This window comes from Mycobacterium sp. URHB0021 (assembly GCF_054057895.1).
The window spans coordinates 1582938-1598093 of sequence record NZ_JBSRZT010000002.1 but is presented as its reverse complement, the minus strand read 5'-3'; the positions used below and the strand labels follow the sequence as shown (position 1 = coordinate 1598093).

At 65.7% G+C, this 15156-nt stretch carries 14 protein-coding genes and 2 pseudogenes; 11 read left to right on the top strand and 5 right to left on the bottom strand.

What is annotated here, in order from left to right:
• Positions 1-54: 54 nt before the first annotated feature.
• The 8 genes and pseudogenes from ACVWWN_RS10040 to ACVWWN_RS10005 all read left to right on the top strand — a co-directional run bounded on the left by ACVWWN_RS10040 (position 55) and on the right by ACVWWN_RS10005 (position 6445).
• On the top strand, positions 55-651 hold the full coding sequence (locus ACVWWN_RS10040) for a TetR family transcriptional regulator (protein ID WP_457143765.1): 597 nt from the start codon (positions 55-57) through the stop codon (positions 649-651).
• On the top strand, positions 648-1862 hold the full coding sequence (locus tag ACVWWN_RS10035) for a cytochrome P450 (RefSeq protein WP_457143764.1): 1215 nt from the start codon (positions 648-650) through the stop codon (positions 1860-1862). The genes ACVWWN_RS10040 and ACVWWN_RS10035 overlap by 4 nt, the downstream gene beginning before the upstream one ends.
• Positions 1862-2689, top strand: coding sequence for an SDR family oxidoreductase (locus ACVWWN_RS10030; protein WP_457143763.1), 828 nt, complete (start codon positions 1862-1864; stop codon positions 2687-2689). The genes ACVWWN_RS10035 and ACVWWN_RS10030 overlap by 1 nt, the downstream gene beginning before the upstream one ends.
• Positions 2686-4039, top strand: a pseudogene (locus ACVWWN_RS10025) (cytochrome P450). Before ACVWWN_RS10030 ends, ACVWWN_RS10025 begins: the two are co-directional and overlap by 4 nt.
• 7 nt (positions 4040-4046) lie before the next feature.
• Complete coding sequence (locus ACVWWN_RS10020) at positions 4047-4262, top strand: ferredoxin (protein ID WP_457143762.1); 216 nt, start codon at positions 4047-4049, stop codon at positions 4260-4262.
• Positions 4262-4807, top strand: a complete 546-nt coding sequence (locus ACVWWN_RS10015; RefSeq protein WP_457143761.1) for a nuclear transport factor 2 family protein — start codon at positions 4262-4264, stop codon at positions 4805-4807. Before ACVWWN_RS10020 ends, ACVWWN_RS10015 begins: the two co-directional genes overlap by 1 nt.
• A gap of 72 nt (positions 4808-4879) precedes the next feature.
• Entirely contained in the window at positions 4880-6007 is a 1128-nt protein-coding gene (locus ACVWWN_RS10010; RefSeq protein ID WP_457143760.1) for an NDMA-dependent alcohol dehydrogenase, read from the top strand.
• Positions 6008-6010: 3 nt separating this feature from the next.
• Positions 6011-6445: a nuclear transport factor 2 family protein gene (locus ACVWWN_RS10005; protein ID WP_457143759.1), complete on the top strand. Its 435-nt coding sequence runs from the start codon at positions 6011-6013 to the stop codon at positions 6443-6445.
• 40 nt (positions 6446-6485) lie between these two features.
• On the opposite strand, the gene ACVWWN_RS10000 is transcribed toward ACVWWN_RS10005, so the two are convergent.
• A complete protein-coding gene (locus tag ACVWWN_RS10000; RefSeq protein WP_457149472.1) occupies positions 6486-6611 on the bottom strand; it encodes a hypothetical protein in 126 nt (41 codons plus the stop codon).
• On the opposite strand from ACVWWN_RS10000, the pseudogene ACVWWN_RS09995 reads away from it, so the two are divergent.
• Both ACVWWN_RS09995 and ACVWWN_RS09990 read left to right on the top strand, forming a co-directional pair.
• Positions 6570-6993: pseudogene (locus ACVWWN_RS09995) on the top strand (SDR family oxidoreductase); the annotation flags it as partial. The gene ACVWWN_RS10000 and the pseudogene ACVWWN_RS09995 overlap by 42 nt on opposite strands.
• A gap of 75 nt (positions 6994-7068) precedes the next feature.
• Entirely contained in the window at positions 7069-8580 is a 1512-nt protein-coding gene (locus ACVWWN_RS09990) for an HNH endonuclease signature motif containing protein (protein WP_457143758.1), read from the top strand.
• A 536-nt stretch (positions 8581-9116) separates the two neighbouring features.
• On the opposite strand, the gene ACVWWN_RS09985 is transcribed toward ACVWWN_RS09990, so the two are convergent.
• The 3 genes from ACVWWN_RS09985 to ACVWWN_RS09975 are packed head-to-tail and all read right to left on the bottom strand — an operon-like array spanning position 9117 to position 13217.
• The gene (locus ACVWWN_RS09985) at positions 9117-10751 is read right to left on the bottom strand and encodes a long-chain-fatty-acid--CoA ligase (RefSeq protein WP_457143757.1); all 1635 of its coding nucleotides are present in this window, start codon (positions 10749-10751) and stop codon (positions 9117-9119) included.
• Positions 10752-10795: 44 nt separating this feature from the next.
• Positions 10796-11947: a protein-glutamine glutaminase family protein gene (locus ACVWWN_RS09980; protein WP_457143756.1), complete on the bottom strand. Its 1152-nt coding sequence runs from the start codon at positions 11945-11947 to the stop codon at positions 10796-10798.
• A gap of 52 nt (positions 11948-11999) precedes the next feature.
• Positions 12000-13217 (bottom strand): glycosyltransferase, encoded by a 1218-nt coding sequence (locus ACVWWN_RS09975; RefSeq protein WP_457143755.1) that lies wholly within the window; start codon positions 13215-13217, stop codon positions 12000-12002.
• 73 nt (positions 13218-13290) lie between these two features.
• Between ACVWWN_RS09975 and ACVWWN_RS09970 the strand changes: the two genes are divergently transcribed.
• Positions 13291-13695, top strand: coding sequence for an HIT family protein (locus ACVWWN_RS09970; RefSeq protein WP_457143754.1), 405 nt, complete (start codon positions 13291-13293; stop codon positions 13693-13695).
• A 3-nt stretch (positions 13696-13698) separates the two neighbouring features.
• On the opposite strand, the gene ACVWWN_RS09965 is transcribed toward ACVWWN_RS09970, so the two are convergent.
• Entirely contained in the window at positions 13699-15132 is a 1434-nt protein-coding gene (locus ACVWWN_RS09965) for a sensor histidine kinase (RefSeq protein ID WP_457143753.1), read from the bottom strand.
• Between the last annotated feature and the right edge of the window lie 24 nt (positions 15133-15156).

Sequence of the window (15156 nt, the reverse complement as noted above, 5' to 3'; positions counted from 1 at the left end):
GGCTTTTCAACAGCGCGCTTGCCTCGGCCGAAGCGCGTCGGTTACGGTGGACATGTGTCCAGCGATGCCGTGGTCGCCCTTCCGGAAGACTCAGGCGATTCGCCGCGCAACCGTCGCCAGGAAGAGACTTTCCGCAAAGTGCTGGCGGCCGGGGTGGACATGCTGCGGGAATCGTCGTACGCGGACCTGACCGTGCGGGCAGTCGCTGCCCGCGCCAAGGTCGCGCCCGCGACGGCCTACACCTACTTCTCTTCGAAGAATCACCTGATCGCCGAGGTCTACCTCGATCTGGTCCGCCAGGTGCCGTACTTCACCGACGTCAACGACACCATGACGGAGCGGGTGGAGAAGGCACTGCGCGCGCTGACGCTGATGATCGCCGACGAACCGGAGGTCGCGGCGGCATGCACCACGGCACTGCTCAGCGGTAACGATGCGGCGGTGCGCACGGTCCGCGACCGCATCGGCGCCGAGATCCACCGCCGCATCCGCTCCGCGATCGGCCCCGACGCCGACCCTCGCCGCATCTCGGCGCTGGAGATGACGTACTTCGGGGCGCTGGTACACGCGGGCAGCGGCGCCGTCACCTACCACGAGATCGCTGACCGGCTGAGGTACGTGGTCGGACTCATCCTGGGAGAAGACCGATGACTCTTGATGTCTCCGACATCGTCCTCGATCCGTACGACTACGACTTCCACGAGGACCCGTATCCGTACTACCGGCGACTGCGGGACGAGGCGCCGCTGTACCACAACGAGGAGCTCGGCTTCTGGGCGCTGTCGCGGCACCAGGATGTTTTACAGGGGTTCCGCAACAGCATGACACTGTCCAACCGCGACGGCGTCTCCCTCGACCCGGTGTCGCGCGGCCGGCACGCGTCGAAGACCATGTCGTTCCTGGCCATGGACGATCCGGCGCACCTGCGTCTACGCACCCTGGTCTCCAAGGGATTCACCCCGCGGCGCATCCGCGAGCTGGAGCCCCGCGTCACCGAACTCGCGGTCAGGCACCTCGATGCGCTGCTCGAGAAGGCCTGCACGGGCGACACCGTCGACTACGTGGCGGAATTCGCCGGAAAGCTCCCGATGGACGTCATCTCCGAACTGATGGGTGTGCCCGAGCCGGACCGAGACCGCATCCGGGCCATGGCGGATGGCGTCATGCACCGCGAGGACGGCGTCAACGACGTACCCACCGAGGCGATCGAGGCGTCGCTGAACCTGATCATCTACTACCAGGAGATGGTCGCCGAGCGGCGCAGGACACCCTCCGACGACCTGACCACCGCGCTGCTCGAGGCCGAGATCGACGGCGACCGGCTGACCGACGAAGAAGTGCTGGGCTTCATGTTCCTGATGGTCATCGCCGGCAACGAGACCACCACCAAACTGCTTGCCAATGCCGCGTTCTGGGGTCACCGGAACCCCGATCAGCTCACACCGGTGTACGACGATCCGTCGAAGGTTCCGCTGTGGGTCGAGGAGACGCTGCGCTACGACACCTCGAGTCAGATCCTGGCCCGCACCGTCGCCGGTGACCTCAGCCTCTACGACGCCACGATCCCCGACGGCGACGTGCTGTTGTTGTTGCCGGGCTCGGCGCACCGCGATGAGCGGGTGTTCGACAATCCCGACAGTTACCTGATCGGCCGCGACATCGGCTCGAAACTCATGAGTTTCGGCAGCGGCGCGCACTTCTGCCTCGGCGCTCATCTGGCGCGGATGGAGGCCCGTGTCGCGCTCACCGAATTGGTCAGGCGAATCCGGGGCTACGAAGTCGACGAGGCCAACGCCGTCCGCGTCCATTCGAGCAATGTCCGCGGGTTCGCTCACCTTCCGATCACGGTGGAGGCCGTCTGATGCCCCGTTTCGAACCACTGCCCGAGCGCAGACCCGCGATCGTCGCGGGCGCCTCGTCCGGAATCGGAGAGGCCACCGCGATCGAACTCGCCGCGCACGGCTTCCCCGTCGCCGTCGGTGCTCGCAGGGTCGAGAAGCTCGACGAACTCGTCGGCAAGATCCGCGCCGACGGCGGCGAGGCCGTCGGATTCCACCTCGACGTCACCGACCCTGACTCGGTCAAATCCTTTGTCTCGCAAGCCGTCGACGCACTCGGCGAGATCGAGGTGCTGGTGGCCGGGGCGGGTGACACGTACTTCGGCAAGCTGCAGTCGATCAGCACCGAGGAATTCGAATCGCAGCTGCAGATCCATCTGGTCGGTGCCAACCGGTTGGCTACCGCGCTGCTGCCGGGGATGCTCGAACGCCAGCGCGGCGACCTAATCTTCGTGGGTTCCGACGTGGCCCTGCGGCAACGTCCACACATGGGTGCCTACGGCGCCGCGAAGGCCGCCCTGGTGGCGATGGTGACCAACTTCCAGATGGAGCTGGAGGGCACCGGGGTGCGGGCGTCGATCGTGCACCCGGGACCGACGAAAACCAATATGGGCTGGAGCCTGCCCGCCGAGTTGATCGGCCCCGCGCTCGAGGACTGGGCCAAATGGGGCCAGGCCCGCCACGACTACTTCCTGCGCGCGTCCGACCTGGCCCGCGCCATCGCATTCGTCGCCGAGACACCCCGCGGCGGGTTCATCGCGAACATGGAACTGCAACCCGAGGCGCCACTTGCCAACGGGCCGAAGGAACGTCAACAGCTCACCCTCGGACCCGAGAGGATGCCGTCATGACGACAGCCATCGTTCCCCGCGTCTCCGGCGGCGAGGAGGAACACGGACACCTCACGGAGTTCCGCACCGACCCGATCGGCCTGATGAACCGCATCCGCGAGGAATGCGGCGACGTCGGCTGGTTCCAGCTGGTCGACAAGCACGTCATCTTCCTGTCGGGCGCCGAGGCCAACGAGTTCTTCTTCCGTTCCGCCGACGAGGATCTCGATCAGGCCGAGGCCTACCCGTTCATGACGCCGATCTTCGGCAAGGGGGTGGTGTTCGACGCCAGCCCCGAGCGGCGCAAGGAGATGCTGCACAACTCGGCGCTGCGCGGCGAGCAGATGAAGGGCCACGCGGCCACCATCGAGGGCGAAGTCGAGAAGATGATCGCCGGCTGGGCCGACGAAGGCGAGATCGAACTCCTCGACTTCTTCTCCGAGCTGACCATCTACACCTCGACGGCCTGCCTGATCGGGCTGAAGTTCCGCGAGCAGCTGGACCACCGGTTCGCGGAGTACTACCACGAACTCGAGCGTGGTACCGACCCGCTGTGCTACGTCGACCCGTACCTGCCGATCGAGAGCTTCCAGCGCCGCGACGAGGCGCGTGAAGCTCGTTGCGCTGGTTCAGGAAATCATGGAGGATCGGCTGTCCAACCCGCCGAGGGACAAGGCCGACCGCGACATGCTCGACGTGCTGGTGTCGATCCGCGACGAGGAGGGCAACGCCCGGTTCTCCGCGGACGAGGTCACCGGCATGTTCATCTCGCTGATGTTCGCGGGCCACCACACCAGTTCGGGGACGTCGTCGTGGACTCTCATCGAGCTCATCCGCCACCCTGAGGTGTACGCCGAGGTGCTCAAGGAGCTCGAGGCGCTCTACGCCGACGGCCAGGAGGTGAGTTTCCATGCGCTGCGCCAGATTCCGAAGCTGGACAACGTGGTGAAGGAGACGCTGCGGCTGCACCCGCCGCTGATCATCCTGATGCGCGTCGCCCAGGGCGAGTTCGAGGTCGAGGGCTTCCCGATCCACAAGGGTGACTTCGTCGCCGCCTCCCCCGCGATCAGCAACCGGATCCCCGAGGACTTCCCGGATCCCGACGCCTTCAATCCGGACCGCTACAACAAACCGGAGCAGGCCGACACCGCGAACCGCTGGACCTGGATTCCATTCGGCGCGGGCCGGCACCGCTGCGTCGGCGCGGCGTTCGCCACCATGCAGATCAAGGCCATCTTCTCGGTTTTGTTGCGGGAGTATGAATTCGAAAGGGCGCAGCCCGCCGACACCTATCGCAACGACCACTCGAAGATGGTGGTCCAGCTGGACCGGCCCGCCAAGGTGCGCTACCGCAGGCGCGTCAAGCGGTAGGGAAGCCATGGCCTCACATTTGCGGATCGAAGTCGACCTGGACCTGTGCCAGAGCCATGCCATGTGCGAACTCGAGGCGCCCGACTACTTCTCGGTCCCCAAGCGCGGGAAAGTCGAGATCCTCAACAGCGAACCGCCGGAGGAGGATCGGGCGGAGATCGAACAAGCGGTGTGGGCCTGCCCCACCCAGGCACTGTCCATCAAAGAAGAGGAAGACCAATAATGCCGTCACTGCGCCGCGGGGACCTCGACAAATGGGTCGACGAATGGCTGGACGCCAACCGCGCCTGCGAACAGAAGGGCGACTGGAAGCCGCTGGCCGATTTTTACGCCGACGACGCCACGTACGGCTGGAACATCGGCCCTAAAGAGGACGTGATGTGCGTCGGCCGCGACGAGATCCGCGACGTCGCACTGGGTCTGGAGATGCAAGGGCTGGACAACTGGGTCTACGAGTACCAGAAGGTGCTGGTCGACGAGAAGCTCGGCGAGATCGTCGGCTTCTGGAAGCAGATCGTCAACAAGACCGACGGTACCCGCGACGAGATCTACGGCATCGGCGGCAGCTGGTTCCGGCTCGACGAGAAACTGAAGATCGAGTGGCAGCGCGATTTCTTCGACTTCGGTCACGTGTCGAAGATGTTCATGAAGCTGATTGAATCCGGCGATCTCAGCGTTGGAATGCAGAAGCGGATCGAACGCTCCCTGGCCGGCGAGAAGCTGCCCGGCTACTACCCGCTGGGACAGGCGCCGGTAGCTATCTGGTAAACCAGCAATCACACGTGTGACCTAGATAACTTAGTCCGACACGGGGAACCCTGAGAGAAAGACAGGTTGGCGATGAAGACAAAGGGCGCTCTCATCTGGGAGTTCAATCAACCGTGGACGGTCGAGGAGATCGAAATCGGCGATCCCGTCAAAGACGAGGTCAAGATCCAGATGGAAGCCGCGGGGATGTGCCATTCCGATCACCATCTGGTCACCGGCGGCATCCCGATGGGCGGCTTCCCGGTGCTGGGCGGCCACGAGGGCGCAGGCATCGTCACCGAGGTCGGCCCGGGTGTCGAGGACATCGCGCCGGGCGATCACGTGGTGCTGTCGTTCATCCCGTCCTGCGGCAGGTGCAAGTCCTGCCAGGCGGGCATGCGCAATCTGTGCGATCTGGGCGCAGGACTGCTCAACGGCGCGGCTGTTTCCGACGGCACGTTCCGGATCAAGGCCAGGGGCGAGAACGTCTTCCCGATGACCCTGCTCGGCACCTTCTCGCCCTACATGGTGGTGCACAAGACCTCGGTGGTGAAGATCGACCCGTCCATCCCGTTCGAGGTAGCCTGCCTGGTCGGCTGCGGGGTCACCACCGGGTACGGCTCGGCAACCCGGACGGCCGACATCCGGCCGGGACAGGATGTTGCCATCTTCGGTGTCGGCGGCGTCGGCATGTCCGCGCTGCAAGGTGCGGTGAACGCGGGCGCGCGCTACATCTTCGCCATCGACCCGGTGGAGTGGAAGCGCGATCAAGCGCTGAAATTCGGTGCCACACATGTGTATCCGGACATCAACGCGGCGCTGATGGGCATCGCCGAGGCGACCGTGGGCCTGATGGCTCACAAGGTGATCGTCACCGTGGGCGAGCTGAAAGGCGAGGACGTCGACAACTACCTGATGGTCACCGCCAAGGGCGGCACCTGCGTCGCGACCGCGATGGGCAGCCTCCTGGAGAATCAGGTGACGCTGAACCTCGCGATGCTGACTTTGATGCAGAAGAACCTGCAGGGCACCATCTTCGGTGGCGGAAACCCTCAGTACGACATCCCGCAGCTACTCTCGATGTACAAGGCGGGCAAACTCAACCTCGACGACATGGTCACCCGCCAGTACAAGCTGGAGCAGATCAACGAGGGCTACCAGGACATGCTGGACGGCAAGAACATTCGCGGCATCATCCGCTACACCGACGACGATCGGTAGGTCATGTCTCAGGAAACGGTCGAGAAGACACCGGTGGTCGCCGCCTCGGAGGCGTCGTGGCGATGCGTGCAGGCGGGCGACAAAGACGGTTGGCTCGCCCTGATGACCGACGATGTCGTCATCGAGGACCCGATCGGCCCTTCGGTCACCAACCCCGAGGGCACCGGCATTCGGGGCAAGGAAGCGGTCGGCGCATTCTTCGACACGAACATCGGACCCAACCAACTGACGGTGACGCGTGAAGCGACGTTTCCGTCCAGCTCTCCCGCCGAAATCGCCTACATCCTCACGCTGCGGACGAGGTTCCCGAACGGGTTCACCGCGACCGTGCGCGGCGTCTTCACCTACAGGGTGGACGACGCCGGCCGGATCACGAACCTGCGTGGCTACTGGAACATGGACGCCATGCAGTTCGGGCAAGAGGGCGAAGGCGATTAACCAACCGCTGGCGGGCCGCGGTGCGGTGGTCGTCGGCGGCTCACGCGGCATCGGCCTCGCCGTGGCGGAACTGCTGGCCGTGCAGGGCGCCGGTGTCGTCGTCGACGGGTGCGACCGAGGTGCGGTGAACGTCGCGGCGCGACGCATCCCCGGCGCCGTCGCGCATCCGGGGTCCCCGCCGACCCGGAGATCGCCGACGTCCGGATCGACAGGTGGGTAACCGAATTCGGGCGAATCGACATCCTGGTGAACTGTGCGGGCACCGTGGCTGGCCACCGAGTCGATCCTGAAGGTGACCAGCGCACAGTTTCGCGACCTGATCGACGCGCACCTCGGCACGACGTTCGAGACCTGCCGCGCCGCGGCGCCCCACATGGTCGCCCACGGCGCCGGTTCGAGTTGAACGAGCACGGTGTGCGCGCGAACGTGGTCTGCCCCGGCGCGAAGACGCGGCTGTCCACCAGGACTACGAGGGTCACATCACGGCGCTGAACCGCCGCGGCCTGCTCGACGAGTTGAGCACACCGACGGCACTCGACTCGCCACCGTGGTCGGGCGACGAGATCCATCCGATGGTCACGCGGTGAGCTTTTTTGTCGGACCGGCACGGCATAATCGAACATGTGAGCGAATCGAATCGGCCGTCGCGCGAGGAGATCGTCGCGCGCTTTGACCGGTTGTTCGCCAAGGCCAACGCAAGCGATACCGACGAGACCCGGTCGTTGATCGCGCGGATCGGTGCGGCGTCGCGAGCCGAGGCGATGGCCGCCGCCGAGCGGTTGGTGGCCATCGGTGAGCTGTTCGCGGCTCGGCTACGCACGTTCGGCGAGACCGAAGACTGGGCGGTCGACACGACGGAGGTGGTGGCCAGCGAGGTGGCCGCCGAGCTACGCATCAGCCAGGCCATGGGCATCAGCTACCTGCGCTACGCCCGGGCGATGCGCGAGCAGCTTCCACAGTCGGGCGCGGTGTTTCGCTCCGGCGACATCGACTTTCGGATGTTTCAAACGCTGGTGTATCGCACGGATCTGATCACGGATCGCGATGTGCTCGCGGCGGTTGACGCAGAGTTGGCGCTTGCCGCGCCGCGGTGGCCGTCCATGACGCAGGGCCGGCTGGCTGCGCAAGTCGACAAGATCGTCTGGCGGGCGGACCGGGACGCGGTGCGGCGACGCCGAGAAGCCATTCGCGACAGGGAAGTCTGGATCAGCGACCGTCATGACGGACTCTCCGATATCCACGGCACCCTGCTCACGCCTTATGCGCATGCCCTCGGCAAGCGCCTGGCCGGGCTGGCCGCCACGGTATGCGACGCCGACCCTCGCACGGCAGATCAGCGCCGCTCGGACGCGGTGGGCGCCCTGGCCGCCGGCGCGGACCGGTTGGATTGCCAATGCGGCCAGGACAATTGCCCGGCAGGCGGTAAAGCAGCGGGTCCAGTGGTCATCCATGTGATCACCGACCAAGCCGCGCTCGAGGGCCGATCTTCAGGATTCGGCTCTGAGGTCGGCGCCAACGCGTTGATCCCACCAGAACAGCTCACCGAGTTGGCGAAGTCCGCGAAGGTCGTTCCAGTGATCCATCCGTCGGATGCGCCCGCCGAGTGCGGCCGCACGCCGTCACGCGCATTGGCTGACTTTGTGCGTTGCCGCGACATGACGTGCCGCTTCCCCGGCTGTGACCGGCCGGCCACGTGTGCCGACATCGACCACACCATTCCGTCCGGTGATGGCGGGGCCACGCACGCATCCGATCTGAAATGCCTTTGCCGCCTGCATCATCTGCTGAAGACCTTCTGGGGTTGGCGAGACGAGCAACTGCGCGACGGCACTGTGATCTGGACGTCTCCGTCGGGCGAAAAGTATGTGACCACTCCCGGATCGGCACTGCTCTTCCCCAGCCTCTGCCAACCGACGGGTGTTGCGCCCGTTGGCACCCCGGAGTACGTGAACCGTTGCGGTGACCGGACGGCCATGATGCCCGGGCGGGCACGCACACGAGCGCAGAACCGAGCCCAGCGCATCGCAGCCGAACGTCGGCTGAATCGCACGGAACGACAGCTGCAATCGGATCCAGTCGTCGACTACTTCAACCTTCCGCCACCGAATCCCGACGATCCGCCTCCACCATTCTGATCTCCCGTCCAAGGGTCCGAATGGTCTGCAGAGCATCGGTGACGTCACCGTCCGTAGGTCACGGTGGCGGCCGGTGTCAACCGCCTTGGGACTCCTGAAGTCCGATGCACTCACCCGTGTTGGCGCCGGTGCATGGAATGCCATCGACCGCCGGAAGATCTGGGTTACCGGGGATGGACGCCGGCATGTTGGGTGCCGGTGCTGCGCCGCAGGCCCCGGTCGCGGGCTCCGCGACCATCCCGGGCGGGCACTCGGCGACAGGTATCGACACGTTCGGAGTCGATACGGCAAGGATGGCAACCGCTGGGGCCGCCGCAACCGCGGCTACGAACCCACTGACAAGGATTGCTCGCCGTGCTGGAAGGTGAAAGGAAATCATTGGCCACACCTGTTCTGAAGTGCGAACTCTGCGCCCGGCTCGTTCGTCGGCAAACGCCAGTTTCGCTGTTGGGAACTCTATACACCGCATCTGGTGTCTGGTTGTGGAATGGCATTTTGACGAAGACAGACGCGATGCCGCCCGGGGCAACCCCGCATCACTCGGGCAGCCGATGGTCGCGATACTGCTCGCGCAGCTTCAGCTTGAGCACCTTGCCCGTGGCCGTGTGCGGCAGTTCGTCGACGAAGACCACATCGTCGGGTAGCCACCACTTCGCCACCTGGTCCGACAGGTGGGCCAGTAACTCCTCGCGAGTCGCCGAGTGGCCGGATCGCAGCACCACCACCAGCAGCGGACGTTCCTGCCACTTGGGGTGCGGCACGCCGATGACGGCCGCCTCCGCCACCGCGGCATGCCCTATCGCGGCATTCTCCAGGTCGATCGAGCTGACCCATTCACCGCCGGATTTGATGACGTCCTTGGCACGATCGACCAGCTGCAGATAGCCGTCGGGATCGATCGTCGCAACGTCGCCGGTGGGAAAGAACCCGTCGTCGTCGAGCAGGGTTCCGGCCTCGCCCTTGAAGTAGCCGCTGGCGATCCAGGGCCCGCGAACGTACACCTCGCCGAACGCCTTGCCGTCCCAAGGCAACTGGCGCCCACCGTCATCGACGATCTTGAGGTCGACGCCCCACATCCCCCGGCCCTGCTTCACCTTGACCCGGAGCTGTTCGTCGGGCGGCAGCGAGGCATGCTTGGGCAGCAGCCTGCCCATCACGCACAGCGGGCTGGTCTCGGTCATGCCCCAGCCCTGTCCCGCCTCGGAGCCGAAGTCACGCGCGAATCGTTCGATCATCGTCGCCGGCAGAGCCGAGCCGCCGGAACCGGCCCACTGCAGACCGATCTCGCGCGGGTCGATCTCGGGATGCTCGTCGAGGTAGGCGAACAGCATCATCCAGACGGTCGGCACCCCCTGGGTGAAGTTGACAACCTCCTGCTTCATCAGGGCGTACACGCTCTCGCCGTCCAGGTGCGGACCGGGCATCACGAGCTTGGCGCCCACCATCGCCGCCGCATACGGCGTGCCCCAGGCGTTGGCGTGGAACATCGGCACCACCAGGAGAATGACGGAACCGCTGTGGATGTCGCCGGTATCGCGCGACAGCGCGGCCAGCGTGTGCAGCATCGTCGAACGATGTGAATACAGAACACCTTTCGGGTGGCCGGTGGTTCCCGACGTGTAGCACAGCGATGACGCGCTGCGCTCGTCGAACACGGGCCACTCGTATGAGGTCGAATGTGATCCGATCAGATCGTCCCAGCAGAGCGCATCAGGCACAGCGATATCCGGCATGTACTCGTGGTCGGTCATCGCGACGAAGGCCCGAACGGTCGTCAGCTGCGGCGCCAGTTGCGCGACCAGCGATGCGAAGGTGATGTCGAAGAACAACACCTGGTCTTCAGCGTGATTGATGATGTAGACGATCTGGTCGGGGAACAGCCGTGGGTTGACCGTGTGCATGACGGCCCCCGCGCCGGAGACCCCGAAATACATCGCCAGGTGCCGGTCACTGTTCCAGGCCAGTGTCCCGACCCGGTCGCCCGGCTCAATTCCGAGCTGGGACAGGGCGTTTGCCACCTGCTTGGACCGGTCGCGCACCTCGGCCCAGTTCGTGCGCCGGACCGGCCCCTCGGGCAGCCGCGAGACGATCTCGGTATCGGGGTGGAAGGTGGCCGCGTGGTCGATGAGCGACGAGATCAACAGCGGCCGATCCTGCATCAGTCCCAGCATGATCCGAGGCTAGCTTCTTCAGCTGGGTGGTAGGCCCCGAGTCGTCAAGGACAAGCCGCGTAGGGCGGAGATCCCTCCTGGATGGACCGGAGCTGAAGCGACAGGCGCAACAGGGCGAGCCACTCGTTCGTGGACGTATACATCGGGTCTGGGCCATAGCCGCCATGCCAATACTCATCGGCGCTGGTGCGCGTCAACACCGCATTCGGGTCGCGCTGGACGCCTTTCCAGGTTGCCTCCGTGACCGGCGCGGTGAACAGTGCCGGATCTATCACCATGCGCTGGGTGAAAGGGAAACGGAAGAACGGAAAGCCGATGCGCTCGCGCACGCACAGCGTGGGCGCGACGTGGAATGTCCACTCGACAAAGCAGTGGGGATTGTTCCTGGTGTTGACGTGCAACAAGTTCTGAGGGCTGCAGTCGATCCACACTTTCCGCGGCGACAACCCGCTGTTGATCATGAGGCGGCACATCTCATGGGCCCGAGCAAAGCAGCCATCGTCGGGATAGCGGAACGGGATGCAGGGCGGCGGGACCGTCAGAGGATCACAGGTGGTGACAGCCACCGAATCGAACGCTTGCTGGGCACTCTCCCTCGACACGCATTCGAACCAGAACCACCAGGGCCACAGGAGCCACCACCGGATCCACCGCCGCAACCGGGCAAGCCAGTCCAGGTCAGGGATCGGGGTCAGCGGGAAAGGGGGCAACAGCCGCCCAAGGGTATCCAGGTCGTCGGGTGTGAGGGTACGGACGCCGATGATCTGGTGGGAGTCGTCACCGACGACGATGACCGGCTCCGAACCCCTCAGAGCGCCGCGCAATTCACGCTCGAGTTGGGCGAAGTCCGGATTGTCCAGCCTCAAGCGGTGAACGGCGTGCGACGCGTCCAGCGTCACCCTGAAGGCACCTTCGGCGTCGTAGTCGATGCGGGCCACCCTGGCCACCGTGGGAATGAGTAGGCGCGTCAGTGCTTCGGTGTCGGAATCGATCTCCAGATAAGCCGGCAGCCTCTGACTGCCGAGACCGTCGAGGACGCGGGCGAATCCCTCGGAGCGCGGATCGGTCGGGTCCAGGCGGGCGCGACGTTCGTCGTCCAGTTCCACCGAGACGCCGGCACCGCGCCTCAGCGTTTCGAGGGCCTGATCCAGGGGTTGCTCGAGTCGGACGCGGATCGAGATGATGGCGGTCGGCATTCCCGTCACAGTATCGGCGCGATCGGCGCCGCACCGCCATTCGGTGAATCATCTACGATCGTGCGCCGAAAACCCTTCGCAGGGCGATGAATCGGACCAGCGTCGCGACCAAGTTGGCGAGCACCAGCGCCGCCAGCTCCACGCCCTTGCCGACAGTCGAGTCGTAGCGATGCAGCAGAAACAGCGATCCGCTGGTGATGGCCAGGCCGAACGCGAACACCAGGAGGCCGTGCAGCTGATGGCGCGCGACGCCGGTGCGTCCACGAATGCGGAAGGTGAACGCGCGGTTGGCCGCGGTGTTGCCGATCGCGGTGATGAGCAGCGCGGTGAGGTTGGCGGCCTGCGCCCCCATCGCGGGATGGAACAACAGGTACAGCAGCGCGAACGCCACGGTGCTGGCGATGCCGACGATGCCGAACCGCACCATCTGGCCGACCATGCCGTGGGGCACGCCCGCTACGAGCGGCTCCCGGCCGAGGCTGCGCTGAAGCTCGCGGACCGGCAGTGCGCCGGTGGCCAGCGCGCGGCCCACCCGCCAGCAGCCCTTCAGATCGTTGATGGCCGTGTTGACGATGTCGACCCGCGAATCGGGATCGTCGACCCAGTCGACAGGCACCTCGTGGATACGTAGCCCGGCGCGTTCGGCGATCACCAGGAGTTCGGTGTCGAAGAACCAGCCCGTGTCGACGACGTGCGGCAGCAGCTGCCGCGCCACATCGGCGCGGAGGGCCTTGAAACCGCACTGCGCATCCGAGAAGCGCGCGCCCAGAACACTTTTCAGGATCAGGTTGTAGCTGCGCGAGACGAATTCGCGCTTCGGCCCGCGGACCACCCGCGACGATGCCGCCAACCGCGACCCGATCGCGACGTCGGAATGCCCGGAGATCAGCGGCGCGACGAGCGGCATCAAAGCCGAAAGCCCGGTGGACAGATCGACGTCCATGTAGGCGACCACGTCGGCATCCGACGACATCCACGCCTCGTGCAACGCACCGCCGCGGCCCTTGGCATCCAGATGAATCACGTCGACGTCCGGCAGCTCGTCGGCCAGGGCATGCGCCACCGCCAGCGTGCTGTCGGTGCTGGCGTTGTCGGCCACGGTGATTCGCGACGCATAAGGGACTTCGTCCGCCAGATATCGATGCAGCCGGCGGATGCTTCCAGGAAGGTCGATTTCTTCGTTGTAAACCGGGATCACGATGTCGAGGACGTAGCTGCGCGTGACGCGCGAATCCACCTCCGACGGACTGGGCCCCGCCAGGTCGGTCATGGCGTCCACCGTCTCCGAACCAGCTGCTACCCCACTGCGCCGCGGCTGGGAGCTTCCTGGAATGCTCGTGCCCATGGCGACGGTATTCACCAAGATCATCAACGGGGAGCTGCCAGGCCGGTTCGTCTACGAAGACGACGACATCGTGGCGTTCCTGACGATCTCACCGATGACGCAGGGCCACACGCTGGTGGTGCCACGGGCCGAGATCGACCAGTGGCAGGACGTCGAGCCGACGGCGTTCGGACGCGTCATGGAAGTCTCACAACTCATCGGCAAGGCCGTGTGCAAGGCGTTCGGGGCACAGCGTGCCGGGGTGATCATCGCCGGCCTGGAGGTCCCGCACCTTCACGTGCATGTGTTCCCGGCGTACCACCTGACCGATTTCGGTTTCGCCAACGTCGACAACAACCCGTCGCCGGAGTCCCTCGACGAGGCGCAGGCAAAGATCAAAGCGGCACTGACCGAAATAGCCTGAGCCCTAATGGACGTGGGCCACCACGTCGGCGATGCGTGGCAGATTCACCTTGAAGCGGCAACCCGCGCCAGGCGCAGTGGTGATGCTCACCGTGCCGCCGTGCGCGTAGACCAGCGAGTCGACGATCGACAGGCCGAGGCCGGTGCCGCCGCTGGTCCGCGCGCGTGAGGAATCGGCCCGGTAGAAGCGCTCGAATACCCGGTGCGCATCCTCGGTGCTCATGCCCGGGCCCTCGTCGCACACCTCGACCACGGCCTTGTTGTCGTCGGTGCCCACCCGCACCGTGATACCGGCGGTGTCCGGCGTGTGTTGAAGCGCGTTGGCCACCAGATTGCCGAGCACCTGGCGCAGCCGGGCCTCGTCGCCGAGCACCTCGGGGGTGCCGGGCCCGTCGAGGACCTCCATGGTGATGTCGCGCTGCGGTGCGATCGACTGCGCGTCGTGCACCGCGTCACTGGCGAGCGCGAGCAGATCGACGCGATGCCGTTCGAGCGGACGCTGCGCGTCCAGACGGGCCAGCAACAAGAGATCCTCCACGAGCAGACCCATCCGGCGGGACTCGCTTTCGATGCGGCTCATCAGCATCTCGACGTCGCTGGCGGCGCCCTGCCGGTAGAGCTCGGCGAAGCCGCGGATGGTGGTCAGCGGGGTGCGCAACTCGTGGCTGGCGTCGGTGATGAACCGGCGCATCCGGTCCTCGGAGCTGCGGGCGTGTTCGGCCGAGGACTCTGACGACGCCACCGCACGCTGGATCTGGGCGAGCATGCCGTTGAGCGCCAGAGAAAGTCGGCCGACCTCCGTACGCGGGTCGCGCTGTGGGATACGGCGTTCGAGTTCTCCTGCTGCGATCGCGGCGGCGGTCTGCTCGACTTCCACCAGCGGCCGCAGACTGCGGTGCACCACCGCGTAACCCACGACACCGAGCACCAGCAGCACGGCCGCGCCGATGCCGACCTGGGCGTAGGTCAGCGCACGGACCGTCGACTGCACGTCGGAGAGGTCGATCGCGACGGTGGTGAGCTCACCCTGCGGGCCGCGTACCGTCATCGCCCGCCACTCGACATTCGAGTGGGCGATCGATCCCAGGGTCACCGGCACGGGGCCCACGTCGTTGTCGGCGGGCAGATTGGGTTCGGCCTCACGGTCGTTCACGGCCATCCACACGTGACGGTCGGGGTCGATGCCGCGGACGTAGAAGTTCGATGGCGGCCTGGCCGGGTTGGGCCCTTCGATCGGCGGTGTCGGCATGCGCCGCGGTGCCTGCGCCCAGCTGCGGGAGGCGTCCAGCAGAGTCTCGTCGACCCGGCTGATGAGGTCGTGGCGCAGAATCGAGGTCACCGCGATTCCCGATGCCAGCAATCCACCGGCCACCAGCACCAGCGTGGCGGCCACCAATCCGACCCTCAGGGGTATGCCTCGTCCGCGCAGTACGGCCACCCCTCTATTCTTCGCCAGAGATCA